General features: G+C 67.0%; 16 protein-coding genes and 4 tRNA genes. 3 read left to right on the forward strand and 17 right to left on the reverse strand.

The features are described from left to right. Positions 1-19: 19 nt before the first annotated feature. The 4 genes from rpoB to rplJ form a co-directional block, all read right to left on the reverse strand. On the reverse strand, positions 20-3,538 hold the full coding sequence (rpoB, locus tag ACT3UN_RS06455) for a DNA-directed RNA polymerase subunit beta (RefSeq protein WP_444626355.1): 3,519 nt from the start codon (positions 3,536-3,538) through the stop codon (positions 20-22). Between the two features lie 423 nt (positions 3,539-3,961). Then, on the reverse strand, positions 3,962-4,981 hold the full coding sequence (locus tag ACT3UN_RS06460) for a DUF3068 domain-containing protein (protein WP_441583061.1): 1,020 nt from the start codon (positions 4,979-4,981) through the stop codon (positions 3,962-3,964). 118 nt (positions 4,982-5,099) lie between these two features. Further along, positions 5,100-5,480 (reverse strand): 50S ribosomal protein L7/L12, encoded by a 381-nt coding sequence (gene rplL, locus ACT3UN_RS06465; protein WP_301443000.1) that lies wholly within the window; start codon positions 5,478-5,480, stop codon positions 5,100-5,102. An 80-nt stretch (positions 5,481-5,560) separates the two neighbouring features. Next, positions 5,561-6,079 carry a 50S ribosomal protein L10 gene (rplJ, locus tag ACT3UN_RS06470; protein ID WP_301442999.1) on the reverse strand — a complete coding sequence of 173 codons (519 nt, stop codon included), beginning with the start codon at positions 6,077-6,079 and terminating at the stop codon, positions 5,561-5,563. A gap of 369 nt (positions 6,080-6,448) precedes the next feature. Between rplJ and ACT3UN_RS06475 the strand changes: the two genes are divergently transcribed. Beyond that, positions 6,449-7,438, forward strand: a complete 990-nt coding sequence (locus ACT3UN_RS06475) for an esterase/lipase family protein (RefSeq protein ID WP_301442998.1) — start codon at positions 6,449-6,451, stop codon at positions 7,436-7,438. An 81-nt stretch (positions 7,439-7,519) separates the two neighbouring features. Here ACT3UN_RS06475 and rplA read toward each other — a convergent pair whose 3' ends face one another. From rplA to ACT3UN_RS06520, 9 genes are all read right to left on the reverse strand, one after another. Further along, a complete protein-coding gene (rplA, locus tag ACT3UN_RS06480; RefSeq protein ID WP_301442997.1) occupies positions 7,520-8,233 on the reverse strand; it encodes a 50S ribosomal protein L1 in 714 nt (237 codons plus the stop codon). An 84-nt stretch (positions 8,234-8,317) separates the two neighbouring features. Then, positions 8,318-8,764: a 50S ribosomal protein L11 gene (gene rplK / locus ACT3UN_RS06485; RefSeq protein WP_444656783.1), complete on the reverse strand. Its 447-nt coding sequence runs from the start codon at positions 8,762-8,764 to the stop codon at positions 8,318-8,320. A gap of 159 nt (positions 8,765-8,923) precedes the next feature. Continuing rightward, entirely contained in the window at positions 8,924-9,787 is an 864-nt protein-coding gene (gene nusG, locus ACT3UN_RS06490) for a transcription termination/antitermination protein NusG (RefSeq protein WP_441582139.1), read from the reverse strand. A 121-nt stretch (positions 9,788-9,908) separates the two neighbouring features. Continuing rightward, on the reverse strand, positions 9,909-10,244 hold the full coding sequence (gene secE, locus ACT3UN_RS06495) for a preprotein translocase subunit SecE (RefSeq protein ID WP_441582138.1): 336 nt from the start codon (positions 10,242-10,244) through the stop codon (positions 9,909-9,911). An 85-nt stretch (positions 10,245-10,329) separates the two neighbouring features. After that, a tRNA-Trp gene (locus ACT3UN_RS06500) sits at positions 10,330-10,402 on the reverse strand. Positions 10,403-10,757: 355 nt separating this feature from the next. Then, positions 10,758-10,831: transfer RNA gene (locus tag ACT3UN_RS06505), tRNA-Met, on the reverse strand. 55 nt (positions 10,832-10,886) lie between these two features. Continuing rightward, a tRNA-Thr gene (locus tag ACT3UN_RS06510) sits at positions 10,887-10,959 on the reverse strand. Between the two features lie 783 nt (positions 10,960-11,742). Then, positions 11,743-11,824 (reverse strand) — tRNA-Tyr (locus ACT3UN_RS06515). A 72-nt stretch (positions 11,825-11,896) separates the two neighbouring features. Then, the gene (locus tag ACT3UN_RS06520; protein WP_441582137.1) at positions 11,897-12,910 is read right to left on the reverse strand and encodes a polyprenyl synthetase family protein; all 1,014 of its coding nucleotides are present in this window, start codon (positions 12,908-12,910) and stop codon (positions 11,897-11,899) included. Positions 12,911-13,076: 166 nt separating this feature from the next. Between ACT3UN_RS06520 and ACT3UN_RS06525 the strand changes: the two genes are divergently transcribed. After that, a complete protein-coding gene (locus tag ACT3UN_RS06525) occupies positions 13,077-14,375 on the forward strand; it encodes a geranylgeranyl reductase family protein (RefSeq protein WP_444656784.1) in 1,299 nt (432 codons plus the stop codon). Positions 14,376-14,390: 15 nt separating this feature from the next. On the opposite strand, the gene ACT3UN_RS06530 is transcribed toward ACT3UN_RS06525, so the two are convergent. The 4 genes from ACT3UN_RS06530 to ACT3UN_RS06545 form a co-directional block, all read right to left on the reverse strand. Continuing rightward, complete coding sequence (locus ACT3UN_RS06530; RefSeq protein ID WP_444615947.1) at positions 14,391-15,080, reverse strand: demethylmenaquinone methyltransferase; 690 nt, start codon at positions 15,078-15,080, stop codon at positions 14,391-14,393. 11 nt (positions 15,081-15,091) lie between these two features. Next, on the reverse strand, positions 15,092-15,580 hold the full coding sequence (locus tag ACT3UN_RS06535; RefSeq protein WP_444656785.1) for a DUF3592 domain-containing protein: 489 nt from the start codon (positions 15,578-15,580) through the stop codon (positions 15,092-15,094). Positions 15,581-15,584: 4 nt separating this feature from the next. Next, positions 15,585-17,468, reverse strand: coding sequence for a 2-succinyl-5-enolpyruvyl-6-hydroxy-3-cyclohexene-1-carboxylic-acid synthase (gene menD / locus ACT3UN_RS06540; protein ID WP_444656786.1), 1,884 nt, complete (start codon positions 17,466-17,468; stop codon positions 15,585-15,587). Positions 17,469-17,582: 114 nt separating this feature from the next. Then, a complete protein-coding gene (locus ACT3UN_RS06545; RefSeq protein WP_444656787.1) occupies positions 17,583-18,929 on the reverse strand; it encodes a dicarboxylate/amino acid:cation symporter in 1,347 nt (448 codons plus the stop codon). Positions 18,930-19,103: 174 nt separating this feature from the next. Here ACT3UN_RS06545 and ACT3UN_RS06550 point away from each other — a divergent pair, with 174 nt between their 5' ends. Then, complete coding sequence (locus tag ACT3UN_RS06550; protein WP_444656788.1) at positions 19,104-19,871, forward strand: MurR/RpiR family transcriptional regulator; 768 nt, start codon at positions 19,104-19,106, stop codon at positions 19,869-19,871. Positions 19,872-20,174: the final 303 nt, after the last annotated feature.

A 20,174-nucleotide genomic window follows, 5' to 3' on the forward strand; every position in this document is an offset into this window, starting at 1 on the left:
CGTTGTCTGGTGGTGGGGGCTAGCCCACGTCGCTGTCGGCGTCCGGACGCTCGTCGCGGGACAGGTTGATGCCCAGGGCGGCGTTGGCGTGGTCGAGCTCGTCGTCGTCCGTGGAGCTGAGCTCCATCGGGGAACCGTCGGCCGCGAGCACCTCGACGTTGAGGCACAGCGACTGCAGCTCCTTGAGCAGAACCTTGAAGGACTCCGGGATACCCGGGTCCGGGATGTTCTCGCCCTTGACGATGGCCTCGTACACCTTCACACGGCCCACGACGTCGTCCGACTTGATGGTGAGCAGCTCCTGCAGGGTGTAGGCCGCGCCGTACGCCTGCATGGCCCACACCTCCATCTCACCGAAGCGCTGGCCACCGAACTGCGCCTTACCACCGAGCGGCTGCTGGGTGATCATGGAGTACGGACCGGTGGAACGCGCGTGGATCTTCTCGTCCACGAGGTGGTGCAGCTTGAGCATGTACATGTAGCCCACGGAGACCGGGTACGGGAACGGCTCGCCGGAGCGACCGTCGATGAGCTCGGCCTTGCCGTCGCCGTCCGTGAGGCGGATGCCGTCACGGTTCGGACGCACCGACTTCATCAGGCCGGAGAGCTCCTCGTTGGAGGCTCCGTCGAACACCGGGGTGGCGGTCAGCGAGTCGGCCGGCACGTCGTAGAGATCCTCCGGGAGGGTCTCCAGCATGGCCTTGACGGTCTCGTCCTCGGAGTCGATGTCGACCGCCCAGCCGTTCTTGGCCAGCCAGCCGAGGTGGGTCTCCAGGACCTGACCGATGTTCATACGACGGGGGACACCGTGGGTGTTCAGCATGATGTCGACCGGGGTGCCGTCCGGCAGGAACGGCATGTCCTCGGCGGGCAGGATCTTGCCGACGACACCCTTGTTGCCGTGGCGGCCGGCGAGCTTGTCGCCGTCCTGGATCTTGCGCTTCTGCGCCACGTACACGCGGACCATCTCGTTGACACCGGGCGACAGGTCGTCGTCGTCCTCGCGGGAGAAGACGCGCACGCCGATGACCTTGCCGGTCTCGCCGTGGGGCACCTTCATGGAGGTGTCGCGGACCTCGCGGGCCTTCTCACCGAAGATGGCGCGCAGCAGGCGCTCCTCCGGGGTCAGCTCGGTCTCGCCCTTGGGCGTGACCTTACCGACGAGGATGTCGCCGTCGCGGACGTCCGCACCGATGCGCACGATGCCGCGCTCGTCCAGGTCGGCGAGCACGTCCTCACCCACGTTGGGGATGTCGCGGGTGATCTCCTCCGGCCCGAGCTTGGTGTCGCGGGCGTCGATCTCGTGCTCCTCGATGTGGATCGAGGTGAGGATGTCCTGCTCAACCATGCGCTGGTTGAGGATGATGGCGTCCTCGTAGTTGTGACCCTCCCACGGCATGATGGCGACCAGCAGGTTGCGGCCCAGCGCCATCTCACCGTTGTCGGTGCCGGGGCCGTCGGCGATGGCCTGGCCGGCCTCGACGCGGTCGCCCTGGCTGACCAGCGGCTTCTGGTTGTAGCAGGTGCCCTGGTTGGTGCGCTCGAACTTGCGCAGCATGTAGGTGTCGCGCACGCCGTCGTCGTCCATGATGGTGACGTAGTCGGCGGAGACGAACTCCACGGCGCCGGCCTTCGGGGAGACGATGACGTCGCCGGCGTCGTAGGCGGCGCGCTGCTCCATACCGGTGCCCACGAAGGGGGCCTCGGCACGCAGGAGCGGCACGGCCTGACGCTGCATGTTCGCACCCATGAGGGCACGGTTGGCGTCGTCGTGCTCCAGGAACGGAATCATGGCGGTGGCCACGGAGACCATCTGACGCGGCGAGACGTCCATGTAGTCGACCTTGTCGACCGGGACGACCTCGACGTCGCCGCCACGCAGACGGACCTCGATCTGCTCCTCGGTGAACTGCTTGTCCGCGTTGTACGGGGTGTTCGCCTGGGCGATGATGTGGCGGTCCTCCTCATCGGCGGTGAGGTAGTCGACCACGTCCGTGATCTGACCGTTCTCGACACGACGGTAAGGAGTCTCGATGAAGCCGAAGGGGTTCACGCGGGCGTAGGACGCCAGGGAACCGATCAGACCGATGTTCGGCCCCTCAGGGGTCTCGATCGGGCACATGCGGCCGTAGTGGGACGGGTGCACGTCTCGCACCTCGAGGCCGGCGCGCTCACGCGACAGACCACCGGGGCCCAGGGCGGACAGACGACGCTTGTTCGTCAGACCCGACAGGGAGTTGTTCTGGTCCATGAACTGCGACATCTGGGAGGTGCCGAAGAACTCGCGGATCGCGGCGGAGACCGGACGCACGTTGATCAGCGAGGTCGGGGTGATCGACTCCGCGTCCTGCGTGGTCATGCGCTCGCGCACGACGCGCTCCATGCGGGACAGGCCCACGCGGATCTGGTTCTGGATCAGCTCGCCGACGGTACGCACACGACGGTTGCCGAAGTGGTCGATGTCGTCGGTGCCCAGCGGGATCTCCACGGAGTCCGGGGAGGTCATGTCGCGCTCGCCGGAGTGCAGACGCACCAGGTACTCGATGGTGGTCAGGATGTCCTGCTCGGTGAGGGTCATGGGACCCTCGCCGCCGGTGCCCAGGCCCAGCTTGCGGTTGACCTTGTAGCGGCCCACCTTCGCCAGGTCGTAGCGACGGGAGTTGAAGAAGCTGTTCTCCAGCAGTGCCTGCGCGGAGTCGCGCGTGGGCGACTCACCGGGACGCTGCTTGCGGTAGATCTCCAGCAGGGCCTCGTCGGTGTTGGCGACGCCGTCCTTCTCGAGGGTGGACATCATGATCTCGGAGAAACCGAAACGCTCGGTGATCTCCTCGGCGCTGAGACCCAGGGCCTTCAGCAGCACGGTGACCGGCTGACGACGCTTGCGGTCGATGCGCACACCGATGGTGTCGCGCTTGTCGACGTCGAACTCCAGCCATGCACCACGCGAGGGGATGACCTTCACGGAGTGCAGCGGACGCTCGGTACCGGGGTCGATGGACTCGTCGAAGTACACGCCCGGGGAGCGGACGAGCTGCGAGACCACGACACGCTCGGTGCCGTTGATGATGAAGGTGCCCTTGTCCGTCATCATCGGGAAATCGCCGATGAAGACGGTCTGGCTCTTGATCTCACCGGAGGTGGCGTTGGTGAACTCCGCGGTGACGTACAGCGGAGCCGAGTAGTTGATGTCCTTGTCCTTGCACTCGTCGACGGTGTTCTTCACGTCGTCGAAGCGCGGCTCGGACAGGACCAGGGACATGTTCTCGGAGTAGTCCTCGACAGGGGACAGCTCTTCGAGGATGTCCTCGAGACCGGAGGTGATGCGAACGCCCTCCCCGGCCTCAGCCTGCTTGCGGGCGCGCCACTGCGGCGTGCCGACGAGCCAGGCGAAAGAGTCCCTCTGGATGTCGAGAAGACCGGGAACCTCGATCGGGGCGTCGATCTTCGCGAACGAGTGACGTTGCGAAGCTCCGGGAATTCCCGGGGTGGAACTGGTCAGGCGGGAGACTGCCAAGATGGGGTCCTTCCAGCACCTCACGTGCCTGCCGGTCGCCTGGATCCGAGGGGACGGGGTCCTGGGCGGTGGCCGACACGGTTGCTATGAGCGTACGGTCTGCGGTGGTCTGTGGAAATCTGTGGGGTTCTGTGGGGATTGGCGGTGACCGGGTCAGTTGCGAACCTTGGTCCGGAAACAGTTGATGGACCTTGTCAAGTCACCGGTCCGGACCGGACCGGCGCGGTCTGGCACCCTGGCGTTCCGCCGTGCCGTGACCATGTCGATCCCCTCCATGCCTTCACTCATCAAGGTCGTGTCCTGCTGTTGTCGCAACATCACCGGACGTCAATCCAGCGCAACGATCGATCGTATATCACCCGTAGGCGTATGTCCACCCCTGCGACACACCCGGTTCACCCACCCGTGAACTGTGCGGCCGGTCGGTCGTCTCCGACGACGACCCGGCTACTCCGACGACCCTGACGTCCCAGACCGCTGGGCGCGCTGTGGCCGCAAGGCCACCACCGCCGAACCGAGTGCCACGATAGCACCCGTGACGGTCAGCACAATACCCCAACCGCGCGTGGGACGGTCCTGCCCCAGATCCGCCGCCTGTCGCAGCAGGTCGTCGCGCTCCGCGTCCGGGGTCGACCCGTTGAAGGAACTCAGCAGTTCCGGGGCTGCAGCCTCGCCAGCCTCGCCTGCGGCAGCCTCCCCCTCACCGTCCTGCGCTGGCGCGTCCGGCACGTAGACGTCCTGGATGTCCTCGGTGACCGAGACGATCATGCCGCTGCCCGGCTCCACGCGGAACTCCTTGTAGCCGTTGCGGTACAGCGAGGAGGACGCCCCGTCCGGCGTCGTCGACGTCGACCGGTAGTAGCCCGGGTTCGCCTGACGCACCGGCTCGGCGTCGAAGTCCTGCCGGAAGACGTAGACCTCCGAGCCGTCGACGTCCTCGGTCTGGACGAACTGGGCGGGCACCTCGCGACGCAGCAGGTTGTCGAAGACCGGGTACTCCTCCTGCGCCGTGTCGCGCGGGAACGTCAGCCACTGGCCGGTGACCTCGCTCGCGACCGCAGGCGTCCCCGGCGTGTCCGCGACCTTCGCGTCCCCCAGCGACGCGCCACTCATGCGGTCGATCCGGTAACTCCAGACCTCGGCGACCAGCAGGGCGTCGCCGCCCTCGAGGTCGTCGCGCACGGAGGTGACGCCGACGGTCGCCGCGGCCGCGTCGTCGTCCGCCGGCTCCCCCAGCGTCACGGCGTAGGTCTTCGTCACCGGCGCGGTGACCGGCTCGTCGCCGTCACCGAGGTAGGATGTCCCGACGCGTGCCTCGTCGTCCTGCAGCGTCAGCTGCGTCTCGCTGAGTTCCAGGGGCACGGGACGCTCCGGCGGCACGAGGACCGGCAGCGCCAGGGCGAGGACGAGGAGGAGACACCCCAGTCCCAGGACGAGGACTGCGGTGACACGTGATCTCGGAAGCATGCGGACCATCGTAGTGGTCGACGTGTCCGGGAGTACACATGACACAACCCCCGCCGGGAACGTCTCGTGGACGTCCCTGACGGGGGTCGTGGTGAAAGCGGCGTGAGCCGGGTTTCTCCTACTTGAGGGAAACCTTGGCGCCGGCCTCCTCGAGCTTGGTCTTGGCAGCCTCGGCGTCATCCTTGGATGCACCCTCGAGCAGAGCCTTCGGTGCGCCCTCGACGAGCTCCTTGGCCTCCTTCAGGCCCAGGCCGGAGACGAGCTCGCGGACAACCTTGATCACGCCGATCTTCTTGGCGCCGGCATCCTCGAGAACGACGTCGAACTCGTCCTTCTCCTCCTCCTCGGCAGCAGCAGCGGCCGGAGCGGCAGCAGCGGCGACCGGGGCGGCAGCGGTGACGTCGAAGGTGTCCTCGAAGAGCTTGACGAACTCGGAGAGCTCGATCAGGGTCATCTCCTTGAAGGCCTCGAGCAGTTCGTCGTTGGTGAACTTAGCCATGTCGGCTTCCTTTCTTCGTCCCGACCGGACGTGGCCGGGAACAGGTTTTGTTACGTATGGGGGTTAAGCAGCCTGAAAGATCAGGCAGCTTCCTTCTTCTCCTGGAGCGCGGCGGTGAGCCGTGCAACCTGGGAAGCCGGGGCGTTGAACAGCCCGGCAGCCTTGCTGAGGGAGCCCTGCAGGGCGCCGGCCAGCTTGGCCAGGGTGGTCTCGCGGTTGTCCAGCTCGGCGATTGCCTCAACCTGGGCAGCGGACAGCGGAGTGCCGTCCATGTTGCCGCCCTTGATCACGAGGGCGCTGTGATCCGCACCGAACTTCTTGAACGCCTTGGCGGCGTCAACCGCCTCGCCCTGGATGAAGGCGACGGCAGTAGGTCCGGTGAGCAGTTCATCAGCGATCTCGACGCCGGCCTGCTTGGCAGCCAGCTTGATCATGGTGTTCTTGGCGACGGAGTAGGTGACCTCGGAACCCAGGGCCTTGCGCAGCTCCGTCGTCTGAGCGACGGTCAGGCCACGGTACTCGGTAAGCACGGTGGCACTGGCGTTCTCGAAACGTGCGGTGAGCTCCGCGACCGATGCGGTGTTCTTTGCGTTTGCCATACTCTCGCCTCCTTCCTGATGTCTGTCGGTGGTGCGACCAGACGGTGTCCTGAACGACCCTCCGTGACAAACAGTGACGCCCCGTGCCACAGGGCACGGGGCGCTCGGAGCGATTCTCGCGGACCCGTGGGTCCGCCGACGCTCAGCGTGTTCCGTGTTTCCCTGCGTGGGTCGCCATCGCCTTGACGGTGATGGTCCTTCGTCCGACTCCCCCGGTGCTGCCCGGGTGAGACGTCGACCGACGGTCTCCGGTGAAACTTGAACGTTCGCGGGCGTACCCGCGATCAAACTTCTCGTGTCACTATAGACCGGCACACACGAACCGCAAAATCCCGGCCGCGGAGCGCCCCGGGAGGTAGTTTCGTGGACATGACTTCCCCTGCCGCCTCCCCCGCCGGAGCAGCCCGGTCCGCCGGCGTCCCCGACCACCGGTTCTTCCTCTCCGCCTTCCTCCGCTCGTGGGGACGACACGACCCACTCCCCTCCCGGGTGAACGACTGGGAGACACCGATGTCCGAGGAACACCCGGTGCCCGTCGTCCTGCTCCACGGCACGTGGATGAACGCCTACGGCACCTGGTCGTACATCGCACCGAAGCTCGTGGCACGCGGCTACCGTGTCTTCGCGCTCAACTACGGCGGCGACGACGAGAGCCTGCTGGGCCGTCGCCGCTGCTGTTTCGCCAGCGGACCGTTGCTCGACGCCACCGAGGACATCGGCCGTTTCATCGACCGGGTGCTGGAGGCGACCGGCGCCGAGAAGGTGGACGTGGTCGGCCATTCACAGGGTTCCGCGCAGGCCCGCATGCTCGTCACCGAGCACGAGGGCCGGTTCGCCGGCGGCGAACCCAAGATCCGCAACATCATCGGGCTCGCCGGCTCCGGCAACGGCACCACGCTGATGGGCCTCGGCACGCTCACCGCGAAGCTCCGCGAGGCCCTCCACGGCCGGGTGGACGTCTCCCGGATCGTGCGCAGCGTCCTGGGTGGCTGCGCCGAGGACCAGATCGTGGACTCCGACGTCATCAACCACATCAACCGCGACGGGCACACCGTCCCGGGCGTGGACTACACCATGATCGGGACGCGCTACGACGAGGTCGTCACCCCGTGGCGCACCCAGTTCCTCACCCCCGGCGAGGGGGCGAGCGTGCGCAACCACTGCGTGCAGTCCGACGGCAACTCCGGCGACTGGAGCGACCACCTGTCGATCTGCTACTCGCCGCGTTCTTTCGACCTCATCCTCGAGCGTCTGTCGGACTCCGACTCCGGGGAGGACGGCGCCTACCGCCGTGCGCACCCGCACGTCGTCGCCCGCGTCGTGCCCGTCCTCGGGCAACTCCTGCAACGCGGGTACTGACATGAAGAACGCCCCGTCCTCCCCGGGGTACGGGGAGGACGGGGCGGCGTCCTACGCGGGACGGAAAGAGGAGCCTGAGACTTAGGCCTCTTCGCCGGCGAAGTTCTTCACGACGGTCGGGTCAACCTGGATGCCCGGGCTGTTGGTCGTCGCGACGGAGGCCTTCTTGATGTAACGGCCCTTGGCGGCGGACGGCTTCACGCGGAGGAGCTCCTCGACCAGCGCGCCGTAGTTCTCGGCGAGCGCCTTCTCGTCGAAGGAGGCCTTGCCGATCATGGCGTGCAGGTTCGCGGCCTTGTCGACGCGGAAGGAGATCTTACCGCCCTTGATCTCGGTGACGGCCTTGGCCACGTCGGTGGTCACGGTACCGGTCTTCGGGTTCGGCATCAGACCACGCGGGCCCAGGACGCGGGCGACGCGACCGACCTTGGCCATCTGGTCCGGGGTGGCGATCGCGGCGTCGAAGTCGGTCCAACCACCCTGGATGCGCTCGATGAGCTCGGCGGTTCCGACGGCCTCGGCACCGGCCTCCTCGGCGGCGGTGGCGTTGGGGCCCTCGGCGAAGACGATGACGCGGACGTTCTTACCCGTGCCGTTGGGCAGGGAGACGGTGCCGCGGACGAGCTGGTCGGCCTTGCGCGGGTCGACACCCAGGCGGAAGGCGACGTCGACGGTGGCGTCGTGCGTCTTGGAGGAGGTCTCCTTGGCCAGCTTCAGGGCCTCGATCGGGGAGTAGAGACGATCGGCGTCGATCTTCTCTGCTGCGGCGCGGTACGCCTTGGAGTTCTTGCTCATGGTACTGGTCCAATCAGTGGTTGTTGGATTGTGGTCGACGGGCCGCAAGTGGCCCTGCCACGGGTGGAACCGGCAGTCGGGTGACTACCTGGCCGGCTGGTCGATGACGTCGATACCCATCGACCGGGCGGTGCCGGCAATGACGCGCGCACCGTTCTCCAGGTCGTTGGAGTTCATGTCCTCGAACTTGGTCTGGGCGATCTCGCGGCACTGGGCCCAGCTGACCTGGCCGACCTTCTCCGTGTGCGGGACACCGGAGCCCTTCTGGATGCCGGCGGCCTTCAGCAGCAGCTTCGCTGCCGGCGGGGTCTTCAGCTTGAAGTCGAAGGAGCGGTCCTCGTAGACCGTGATCTCGACCGGGATGACGTTGCCGCGCTGCGACTCGGTCGCGGCGTTGTACGCCTTGCAGAACTCCATGATGTTGACGCCGTGCGCACCGAGCGCCGGGCCCACGGGCGGAGCCGGGTTGGCGGCGCCAGCCTGGATCTGCAGCTTGATCAGGCCTGAGACCTTTTTCTTCTTCTTAGCCATGGTTCACCTCTTCACGTGGTACCAGGTGTGCCGCTTCCCCCTCGGGGAGCGACGCCGCCGGCCCTATGGCGGGGGCCGGACGCACCTGTCCGGATGCCGGACTGTGTACCGGCCACCGGGTGGAATGTTGTCGTGCTCACGAAGAGCAACGGTCAAACTCTAGTTGAGCTTCTCGACCTGGTCAAACGCCAGGTCAACCGGGGTCTCGCGACCGAAGATCGAGACCAGGGCCTTGAGCTTGCTGTTGGCGGCGTCGATCTCGGAGATCGTCGCGGACACCGAGGCGAAGGGACCGGACAGCACGGTGACGGACTCCCCGACCTCGAAGTCGACCTCGACCTGCTCGCCGAGCGGCGTCGGGGCCATGGCGACACCGGTGTCGCTGACGTCGACGTTGCTCGCGGAGTCGGTCTCCTCCTCGTTGGTCGGTGCGGTGGCCGCCTCCGGCGGGAGGAGGAACTTGGCGACCTCACGGATCTTCACCGGGGTGGGCTTGCCCTCGTTGCCGACGAAGGACGTCACGCCCGGGGTGTCGCGGATGACGGACCAGGACGCGTCGTCCAGCTCGATGCGCACCAGGACGTAGCCCGGCAGCAGCTTGCGCTTGACGCGCTTACGCTTGCCGTCCTTGAGCTCGGTGATCTCCTCGATCGGGACGACGACCTCGTGGATCTGCTCGTCGACACCCAGGGTCTGCGCACGCATCTCCAGGTTGGTCTTCACCTTGTTCTCGTAGCCCGAGTAGCACTGGATGATGTACCAGTCGCCGTCGAGCTTCTTGAGCGCACGCATGAACTCGCGCAGGCGGGTGCGGTACGCGGCCATGGCCGCGTCCTCGGGCGCCTGCTCGGCGGGCGCGTCGGCGGAGGACGCTGCGGCGGCCGAGCCGTCCTCCCCGTCGATCTCCGCGCCGGCGGCGGGCGCGGTATTGCCGAGCTCGCTGACGGCCTGCTGCACGTCGTTGTGCGCGGCCGCAGCGAGGCCCTCGGCGGTGCTGCTGTCGTGGATGTTCTCGTCACTCATGGGTTGATCATCTCCCGGATGGTACTGACGCCTGGCGGACGGGCACGTTGCCGTCCCCCGCATGAAAAATCCGCCTCGCCGGAAGGCGGAGGCGGTGGTTACAACGAAGATTCTAGCACGGTCAGAGGCCGAACATGAACTCCAGACCCTCACCGGTGAGCAGGTCGACGACCGTGCAGATCGCGGTGATCACGATGAGGAAGACGATCGTGACGATGGAGTAGGTGACCATCTCGCGGCCCGTGGGCCAGATGACCTTCTTGACCTCGGAACCCACCGACCGCGGGAACGCCAGGATCCGGCTGCCGCCGGACTTGGACCCCTCGACGTCCGCGATCTTGGCGGAGACGCCGTTGTCGTGGTCGTGGGCGGCGCCGTCTCCGCTGACCTGACGCTTACCTGACGGGCGCAACGGACCGCCGGCGGAACCGACCTCATCGTTCTTCTCGTCACTCACGTGATCTACAGCTCCTCGGAATATGGAAGACCCCGGTGACCCCGGGTCGGTGGCGAACCACCGGCCCGGCATCCCGGGGCATGTGCAGGGGCGACAGGACTTGAACCTGCAACCTGCGGTTTTGGAGACCGCTGCTCTGCCAATTGAGCCACGCCCCTTCGCGATGGATCTCAGCCTACCACTCGGGCAGACGTCGACGTCTCACGGACGGTACCGCAACAACGGCACCGCAGCAGTGTATCAGTAGCCCGTCCCCGGCAACAACTGGGCCGGGCGCGTCCGGGGTGAGCCCGGGGTGCGTCCGGGGTGAGCCCGGGGTGCGTCCGGGTTCAGGTTGGACGCAACCCCGCGAGCCGTGCCGGATCCGGCCTTTCCGTGCCGGCGCCGGGACGGATCCGGCACGCGGCCGTGGGTGGACGCCCGGCGGGAGAGCGCGGAGAGACCGCGGGCACGGAGCGTGCACAGCGAAACACCCCGCGGCCCGATCTCTCGGTGCCGCGGGGTGTCCAGTTGTAGCGATGCCGGGGATCGAACCCGGGACCTCACGATTATGAGTCGTGCGCTCTAACCATCTGAGCTACACCGCCAGGGCCATTCATCCGGCTGTGACCGGCAAGCCGGATATCGCCTAGAAATGACTTGAGCCCCCTGACAGAATCGAACTGTCGACCTTTTCCTTACCATGGAAACGCTCTACCGACTGAGCTAAGGGGGCGTACTTCACGCAGCAGGACCGGAGCACAACCTTGGTTGTTCCCGCTCCATCGCTCGAAGCCTGAAGTAGAATAACCGGAGCGACCCTACTTGCACAAATCTGCAGGTCAGAGAGAATAAATGGCACTCCGGGGAACACCACCGCCGCATCCTCGGGCCGCACACGGCCTCCCCTCCCCCGCTCGCCGCGTCCGACGGCCCTCCTCGGTACCGGGCGACCGGGCAACCCCGGAGGTTGGTTCCACCGTCCTCCGGGGTTGCTGCCTCAACCTCACCCGGGCAGCCCCACCCCAAGCGGCAGATGCAGATTGAACGACAGAATGTGTGTCCGGGACCGGCGCTCCTCGGCAGGTCAACACAGAGGAATGGGGCTCGAATGGCTCGTCGGGGGCTATTGAGCCGCGGGGCCGCCATGGCCCGTGCCATGCCGGCCCATGGAGGCTGCTCCCGCTGACTCCGGGTAGCCCGAAGCAGCTCGTCCCCACACCACGGCGCAATCCCTGCATTTCGGTCCGATCACTGCCAGTCACCGGACCGAAATGCAGGGATTGCGCCGGGCAGCAGAGGCGCTAGGCCACCGCTTCCCGGGACTTGCCCCGTACAACCCGGTCGCCTGCAGGTCGAGACGGGCTGAGCGTTCGTCATGACGCGCCCGAGGCAGACACGCATCCTGACCATTACCCCCATCAACCCGATGCTGAGGCCTCGACCCCACGCACGAGGAAACCGCCCGGGGAGTGTCTCTACTCCTCGGGCGGTTCGCGGTACTCGACGTACCATGTTGTGCCAGGTAAAGGATTCGAACCTTTGAAGGCAATGCCGGCGGATTTACAGTCCGCTCCCTTTGGCCGCTCGGGCAACCTGGCGTGCACCTCACGGTGCGATGGATACCCTACTACGACCTCACACAGTTCAGGCAAATCAGCTGGTCAGCGAGGCTATCCCAGACGTTCCAGCGAGTAGTCCATGAGGTTGCGCAGCGCGCCCGTCGCCGGGAGCGCCGGCAGCTGCGCCAGCTCGTCCTCCCCCAGCCCGCGGTAGCGCCGCACGTCCTCCAGGGCGCGCTCACGCCCGTTGGACGCCCGGATCAGGGTCAAGGCCTCGTCGACCAAGGCATCGTCGGTCACGGGCCCGGTGAGCAGTTCACGCAGGCGCGCCCCACCCTCGGTCTGCTCACGCATGGCGTAGAGCACCGGCAGGGTGAACACGCCCTCGCGCAGGTCCGTGCCGGGGGTCTTGCCGGACTCCTCGGGGTCGGACCAGATGTCGATGATGTCGTCCACGATCTGGAACACCTGGCCCAGGTGGCGTCCGAAGCGGAACAGCGCGTCGCGGTGCTCGGCGGACGCCCCGGAGTGCAGCGCCCCCAGGTAGCCGGCCGAGGCGATGAGCACACCGGTCTTCTCCTGGATGACCTGCATGTAGTGCTCGATCTCGTCCTCTTCACCGGCCGGCCCGATGGTCTCGCGCATCTGGCCGGTGACGAGCTCACCGAAGGTGTCGGCGAAGTGCCGGACGGTGTCGGTGCCGAGGTCCGCCATCAGTCCGGAGGCGACGGCGAAGATGTAGTCGCCGGCGAGGATGGCCACGGAGTTCGACCAGCGGGCGTTGGCGCTCGGTGCGCCGCGACGGCGCTCAGCCTCGTCCATCACGTCATCGTGGTACAGCGTGGCGAGGTGGGTGAGCTCGACGACCACGGCGGCGTCGGTCACCGTGTCGGTGAGTTCCCGGTCCTGCCCGTACTGTCCCGCCAGCAGGGCGAACATCGGACGGAAGCGCTTTCCACCGGAGACCGCGAGGTGGCTGATCTTGTCGGTGAGGAAGCTCTCCCCGGACGACAGGACCTCGCGGAGCCTGGCCTCCACACGCGCCAGGCCGTCCGGGACAGCGGTGTTCAGGTACTCGTCACCGAGGTCGAGCCCCACCCGCACATCCGAGTTAGTGCTTGCCATGAATTACGTAGCCTCTGTCCGTCAAACGTCTTCTCTGGGTAATCTTGCTCCACGCTACTGTAGACCAGCACCTCGGCACGGACCCAGACGGACACCTGCGCCGACACCCGTGCCGACACCTGTGCCAATGACCTCCACCCGCGACACCGTGCCAGAATAGTCGACGATGAATGACATACAGTGCGAAGTTCTCGTCGTCGGTGCGGGCCCGGCGGGATCCGCCGCCGCACACCGCGCCGCCGTCGCCGGCCGCGACGTCCTGCTGCTCGACATGCAGGACTTCCCCCGCGACAAGACCTGCGGCGACGGACTCACCCCGCGCGCCGTCCACGCCCTGGAGGCGCTCGGCGCCGGTGACCTCGTCGCCCCCGCGGCAGGACGCCCCGAGATCCGCGGCCTGAAACTGCACGGCTTCGGCGGATCGGTCACCGCCCCCTGGCCCGACCACCCGGAGTTCCCCGCCCGCGGCACCGCCGTGGCCCGCACCGACCTGGACAACGCACTGGTGGACCTCGCCGTGGCGTCCGGCGCGCGTCGACTGACCGCGAAGGCGGTGGACGTGGAGACCGACCTGGTGGCCGGCGCCCGCCGGGTACGCGCCGTGCGTCTCGCCGACGGCTCCGCCGTGCACTGCCGCTACCTCGTCCTCGCCGAGGGCGTGCGCAGCGGCCTGGCCAGGACGCTGGGCCTGCAGTGGCTACGCGGGCTCGTCCACGGTGTGGCGGCACGGTCCTACTGTCCCTCCCCCTACAGCGACGAACCGTGGATCCACTCGCACCTGGAGCTGCGCGACGCCGACGGCGTGGCGCAGCCCGGCTACGGCTGGATCTTCCCGCTCGGCGCCGACGGCGAGCACGGCCCGGCGGTGAACCTGGGGTGCGGGGCACTGTCGACCTCACGGCGCCCGGCGAAGGTGAACGTGCGCAGGCTGCTGGCGTCCTACGCCGCGCAGTGTGAAGAGGAGTGGGGCCTCGGCGCACCGACGCACGTCGCCAGCGCACTGCTGCCGATGGGCGGGGCGGTCACCCGGGTCTCCGGGGTGAACTGGGCCGCCGTCGGTGACACCGCCGCGCTGGTCAACCCGCTCAACGGGGAGGGCATCGACTACGCCCTGGAGTCGGGCGTGGACCTCGTCGACATGCTCGCGGCGGCCGACGGGACGTCCGACGGTCTGCGCTACATCTGGCCCGAGCACCTGCGCGCCCGCTACGGCGACGCCTTCTCCCTGGCCCGACGCGCCGCGACCCTGCTGACCATGCCCGGCCTGCTCTCCGCGGTGGGGCCGTTGGGGATGCGCGGGCCGGTCGCCGACGGGCTCATGGGCTCGGCCGCACGCCTGATGGGAAACCTCGTGACCCCCGAGGACCGCGACCTCACCGCCCGGCTCTGGCTCGGTGCCGGACGCCTCAGCAGCGCCCACGACCGCTTCTGGCACGCGGAGTCACGTCCCCTGTTCGGGGCGTGAGCGCCGCGCCAGCGCTCAGTTCGGCTTGGTGGCGCTGTGCATCGCGGTGATGCCGAAGGTGAGGTTCTGCCAGCCGCAACCCTGCCAGCCGGAGTCGTTGACCAGCGCGGCCAGGGCCTCCTGGTCCGGCCAGGCGCGGATGGACTCCGCGAGGTACACGTAGGCCTCCGCGTTGGAGGACACCGCACGGGCCACCGCCGGCAGCGCACGCATCAGGTACTCCATGTACACGGTGCGGAACACCGGGACCACCGGGGTGGAGAACTCGCACACCGTGAGACGCCCACCGGGCTTCGTCACCCGCGCCATCTCCCGCAGCCCGGCGGCAGGGTCGACGATGTTGCGCAGCCCGAAGCTGATGGTGACCGCGTCGAAGGTGTTGTCCGGGAACGGCAGGTTCATGCCGTCGCCGCAGACCTTCGGCACGTCGCGGTCCGCCCCGGCGGCCAACATGCCCTGCGAGAAGTCGCAGGCCACGCACCATGCGCCGGACTCGGAGAGCTCCACGGTGGACACCGCCGTGCCCGCCGCCAGGTCCAGCACCTTGTCGCCCGGCGCCAGGTCGAGACGGCGACGCGTGCGCTTACGCCACAGACGGTCCTGCCCGAAGGAGAGCACCGTGTTGGTCAGGTCGTAGTTCTTTCCGACGGCGTCGAACATGCGGGCGACGTCGGACGGGTTCTTCTCCAGGCTGGCTCGTGACACGCTGACCAAGCCTAGTCGATCGCCGCGTCCCGCCCGTTCTTCCCCCGCCGCCACCACAGCCGCTCCACGCCGAACAGCAGCCCGACCACGACCATCGACACCAGCCACACCGACAGGGCGGGCACGATCGACAGCGTCCACCCGCGGCCCTGGACCTTCACGTTGTCGGGGTCGGAGCGCTGGTAGTCCACGTACACCCGGTCGCCCTGCGACAGGCCGGTCGGGTACTTCAGCCCCCGGTCCGGCTGGTGGTAGACCCCGGCGTCGTCGCGGTAGCGCACCACGGTGGTGTTCCCGCCGCCGAGGACGTCGGCCACGGCCACACCGCGGTCGCGGGCGATCTTCGCGTCGCCGATCGCGGCGTTGACGACCAGCATCCCGTTGACCGCGGTGGCCAGCACCGCCAGCGCGAGGATCGTCTGCACCAGGCGGCGGTGCACGGTCGCCCGCGAGGGGCGCAGCGCCTCCACGGAGCTCAGGAACGACGGGCGGGAAACCACGGCGTCACCCCTCCTGTGCCGGGGTCGCCGGAGTCGCCGGCGTCGCCGGGGTGACAGTGGTCTTCTCCGTGAGCTGACGGTGCATGCGCTCGCGCGGGGCGCGTGTCACCGCCGCCTCGACGACGAGCATGCCACCGGCGCCCTCGGCGTGGTCCTCCAGCGCCAGGGCCAGTTCGTTGATGTTCGTCACGCGCCGGTGCGCCACGTTGTAGCCGTCGCACAGCGCCTCCAGGTCCGCGCCGGTGGGCGTGCCCACCACCCGGTCGAAGGCGGACACGCCGTCCTCGAACTCGCGCAGCCCCGGAACCCCGACCTCGAGGGTCTCGAAGATCGCGCCGCCGTCGTCGTTGGACACCACGATCACCAGGTTCTCCGGGCGCGGTTCGCCCGGGCCCACCGACAGGCCGTTGACGTCGTGCAGGAACGTCAGGTCACCCATCAGCGCCACGGTGCGCGGTGCACGCATCAGGTCCGGTTCCGCCGAGGCGTGCGCCAGGGCCACACCCACGGCCGTGGACACGGTGCCGTCGATGCCGGCGGCACCGCGGTTGGTCACCACGTGCACGCCGGGGAACGGCAGGCCGGTCAGTGAGGCGTCGCGCACGGCGGAGGACGCCCCGAGCACCACGGCGTCCCCGTCCGACAGGCTGTCCGTCACCGCGGCGGCGACGTGCAGGCCGGTGAACTCGCCGGCGGCGATCTCCTCACGCACCGCCGTGGCGGCGACCTCGCCGGCGGCGGCGCAGGTGCGCAGCCAGCCGCGCGGGTGCTCACCGGTGACGCGCACCCCACGGAACGGTGCGGCGGTGTCGACGTCGGAACGTCCCACACTCGGGGCGGTGGGACGGTCGGAGACCGGCACGACCCGGATCGCCGGGTCCGCCAGCAGGCGGGCGGTGCCGCGGTGCAGCGTGGGACGTCCGACGAGGACGATCTGCTCCGGACGCATCTGCGCCCGGTAGTCGCCGTCGCCGACGCCCGCGCCGATCTCGGCGGCGAACAGGCCCGCGGCGGCCGGGTGCACCGGGGTGTCCGGGGCGGGGCTGCCGGGCTCGGCGATGGTCGGCACACCCGCGAGCTCGTCGAGGACCTCCTGCGCCCAGACGCGGTCACGCACATCACCGGTGACCACCAGGGTGCGCAGCGACAGGTCCACCGTCGCCGCCGGGTCGTGAGGGGTCCGCAGCCGGTCCGGGACGCTCCGCTCGCTGCCGGCGAGCGTCGCGGCGAGGGTCACGTCCGCCGTGGTGGCGGGGACCAGGGGCTCGGCGAAGGGGACGTCGACCTGCACGCCGCCGGCCCCGACCGGGCCCATGGCGTGCAGGACGGCGTGGGCCACCCGGTCGCGCACGGTGGCGTCGGCGGATGCGGCGTCCTGCGCGTCCCCCTCAGAGCCACGGACGGCGGCGTCGATGCCGACGGCCTCCACGGCGTGGCTGCCGAAGATGCCGAACTGGTCGATGGTCTGGTTCGCCCCCGAGCCCAGCATCTCCCACGGCCGGTTCGCCGACAACACGATCAACGGCACCCCGGCGGCGGTGGCCTCCACCATCGCCGGCATGCAGTTCGCCACCGCCGACCCGGAGGTCATCACCACCGGCACCGCCCGTCCCGAGCGCTTGGCCAGGCCCAACGCCAGGAAGGACGCCGACCGCTCGTCCGTGCGCACGTGCAGGCGCAGCCGGTGACGCCGGTCCGCCTCGGCGAAGGCCAACGCCAACGGCGCCGACCTGGACCCCGGGCAGACCACCGCCTCGCGCACCCCGTTGGCGATGAGGGCGTCCACGACGACCGCCGCGACGCGGGTCGCCGGGGCCAGATGCGCGGCGCCCGTGTGGTCGCTACCGTTGTCGCCGCTGTGGTTGGGGGTGTCGATCAGGTCAGTCACACCCTCTGACGCTACCTGTCGAGGTCCCCGCAACCACAGCCGGACCTACGGCAGCCACGATCGATGTGAGTCCCGGGCGGCACTGAATCCGCCGCTGTGGCCAGCACTCTGGGGTCAGCGGGCCGGATCCGGCCCCTGCGGGGCGTCACCGTCGTCCGTCGCCTCTCCCCCATCGGCATTATCGAAGCTATCGGCACCATCGGCACCATCGACACTCGCCTCCACGGAGACAGTCTTCTTGCCGTAGTAGACATCCCGGTCAATTTCGTCGGTGGCATTGGCGACCAGCATCGCGACCATGGTGTCGCCGTTGACGTTGAGGAACGTGCGCAGGATTCCGGTGAACCAGTCGACCGCGATGAGCAGGCCGAGAGCCTCGACGGGAAGACCGAGCGATGTCGCGAGGAACATACCTGCGACAGCAAAACCCCCGGGGACGGAGATCGTTCCCATGTTGAGGAGCACTGCCAGACAAACGCCGAGCACAATCTGACCGAAGCTCAGTTCAATACCGCCGGCCTGGGCGAGGAACATAATGACCACCATGTTGCTCAGGCAGGCACCCCAAGACCCCATGGTCAGCCCGACGGACAGGGTGAAGTTCGCCACGGGAGGACTGACCCCGATTCGCTCGCGGGCCGTCTTCAGCACGGTCGGGAACGTGACAGCGGAGCTCGTGGTCGTGATGGCAATCATCGTCTGCTCGGCCAACTTGCCCCAGAGCAGCCACGGATTCAGACGCGTACGGATCGCAACGACCACCACCGCCAACAGGAGCACGAGGATGACGCCGATCAGAACTGTGCCGAGGAAGGAGAGCGCGGTGGAGGCCACAGCGAAGCCAACATCGCCCGCCAGCGCCGCGAGTAGGCAGAACACGCCGATCGGCGCGATCCGCATGACCATCCGGATCATCCCCAGAACGACCTGCTGAACCTGCTCCAGGAATGTGACGACCAGCGTGTTCCCGGTAACCCTGGTGTAGGCGTTCAAGGAGACACCGAACAACAGCGAGAAGACGATGATGGGCAGCATGTCTGCGCTGGCCATAGCCTCGACGACGTTCGTCGACACGAAACCGAGCAAGCTGTCTTGCCAACTCGACGCCTCCTTCGCCGCCTCGTCGATCTCGCTATCGATCTGTCCCGTGTATTCCATCCCTTCACCCGGACGGATCAGTACACTGAGCAGCCAGCCGACAAGTGCCGCGACAGCAGAGAAGGTCAGGGTCCAGCCGAACGTGCGCCCGGCCATCTTGCCCATACCCGAGCCCGTCATCGACCCCGTAGCAACAATCACGGAGGCCATGACCAGCGGCACGATCGACATCTGAATGAGTCGGATAAACATGTCACCGACAAATTGAAGATTCTCAGCCCAATCACCAACGATTACACCGAAAACAATTCCCAACACCGCCGCGAAACCGATCAGCGAAGCAGGATGACGTAGAAGCTTCATGATTCCATCACCATTCCTTGCGACTCTTCGTCGCAAATACCATGTTTTGCTTACTTCTTTGAAGAATTCTCACTACATGAGGAACTGCACCTCACCATTCGCCGCTCGAGATCCACGCGGATCTTACCGAGCAGCGGGCGTGACAGATCCCGACATTCGCCCCAGGGAGACAACATGAACTTCGATGCCCTCATACACGCGCATTACGAAGACCTATCGCAACTTGACCTCGACATTCTTCGGACGGCGCGAATGGACCGAAGGAAAACAGCCGAAGAGTCGATCACTGTCTTCGCTGCGCGGTGCAATGTTTCTCCGGCGACGGTCGTTCACCTGGCGAAGAAGATGGGACTCTCCGGATTCTCCGAGATGAAGTACCTTCTGAAATCGTCCGAGGAGAGTTCCGGCCCGGATCCGGCGACGAGCGGGAATACGTCCGCCGACATCGAAAAGACCATTCGAGCATTCAACGACAATCTCGCCGTCGACGACATCATTAGCCAGATGATGATGACGACGTCGATCTACGCCTTCGGAAGCGGACATGGCCAGAGACTGATGCTGGAGGACTTCGGTTGCTCCCTGTCTGCATACGGTCTGTCCGTGACCGTCTTCTCCGGATTCGCCGAGGCCAGGCAGATCGCTGGCCGATTGACTGCCGACAACATCATGTTCTTCGCATCCCAGGACGGGGACGCCTCTATGCTCCGACCAGCACTTCAGACGCTGGACCTCAACAGAGTGAACAGTGTTTCGCTGACTCCGTTTGGAGACAACGAACTCGCCCAGCTGACGACGTATCGACTGCATTATTTCAACTCTCGTCTAGATCCGAAGTCCGAGTTGAATTCGTCGACGTTCCTTCTACTGCACCTGGTTCTTCACCTTCTCCAGGAGCGCTATTCCGATAGTTCTGGTGCTTCGACTCCGTTCCAAGGGTGACGATCACCATCTCATAGGGTCGAAGATCGACAGCATGTGTGGACCCTGACTCGCGAATGTCGGGAAGACCATCGCCCAGATGGTCATAGTTGCTCAGAACCGTCTCTTCGATGGCCATTGGAGTGGTCACAGTCCTCGAGGAACTGCTGAAGTTCGCGAGGATCGCGACAGAAGTATCCTCGAAGGTTTTTGAGAATGCGACCGTGCCGTGGTCATTTTCTTCGAACGTCGCAACGGCACCGTAGATCATCGCGTCCTTGTAGGACTCTGCCTTTCGGAGCGCTACGAGTTTCTTGTAGAACC

The sequence above is a fragment of the Corynebacterium sp. AOP12-C2-36 genome, from assembly GCF_052379185.1.
Lineage (GTDB): Bacteria > Actinomycetota > Actinomycetes > Mycobacteriales > Mycobacteriaceae > Corynebacterium.

What these genes read in the sequence shown, in the direction of transcription:
- ACT3UN_RS06460 (WP_441583061.1), bottom strand. Translation starts at nt 4,981, where the DNA reads ATGCTTCCGAGATCACGTGTCACCGCAGTCCTCGTCCTGGGACTGGGG.
- rplL (WP_301443000.1), bottom strand. Translation starts at nt 5,480, where the DNA reads ATGGCTAAGTTCACCAACGACGAACTGCTCGAGGCCTTCAAGGAGATG.
- rplJ (WP_301442999.1), bottom strand. Translation starts at nt 6,079, where the DNA reads ATGGCAAACGCAAAGAACACCGCATCGGTCGCGGAGCTCACCGCACGT.
- ACT3UN_RS06475 (WP_301442998.1), top strand. Translation starts at nt 6,449, where the DNA reads ATGACTTCCCCTGCCGCCTCCCCCGCCGGAGCAGCCCGGTCCGCCGGC.
- rplA (WP_301442997.1), bottom strand. Translation starts at nt 8,233, where the DNA reads ATGAGCAAGAACTCCAAGGCGTACCGCGCCGCAGCAGAGAAGATCGAC.
- rplK (WP_444656783.1), bottom strand. Translation starts at nt 8,764, where the DNA reads ATGGCTAAGAAGAAGAAAAAGGTCTCAGGCCTGATCAAGCTGCAGATC.
- nusG (WP_441582139.1), bottom strand. Translation starts at nt 9,787, where the DNA reads ATGAGTGACGAGAACATCCACGACAGCAGCACCGCCGAGGGCCTCGCT.
- ACT3UN_RS06520 (WP_441582137.1), bottom strand. Translation starts at nt 12,910, where the DNA reads ATGGCAAGCACTAACTCGGATGTGCGGGTGGGGCTCGACCTCGGTGAC.
- ACT3UN_RS06525 (WP_444656784.1), top strand. Translation starts at nt 13,077, where the DNA reads ATGAATGACATACAGTGCGAAGTTCTCGTCGTCGGTGCGGGCCCGGCG.
- ACT3UN_RS06545 (WP_444656787.1), bottom strand. Translation starts at nt 18,929, where the DNA reads ATGAAGCTTCTACGTCATCCTGCTTCGCTGATCGGTTTCGCGGCGGTG.
- ACT3UN_RS06550 (WP_444656788.1), top strand. Translation starts at nt 19,104, where the DNA reads ATGAACTTCGATGCCCTCATACACGCGCATTACGAAGACCTATCGCAA.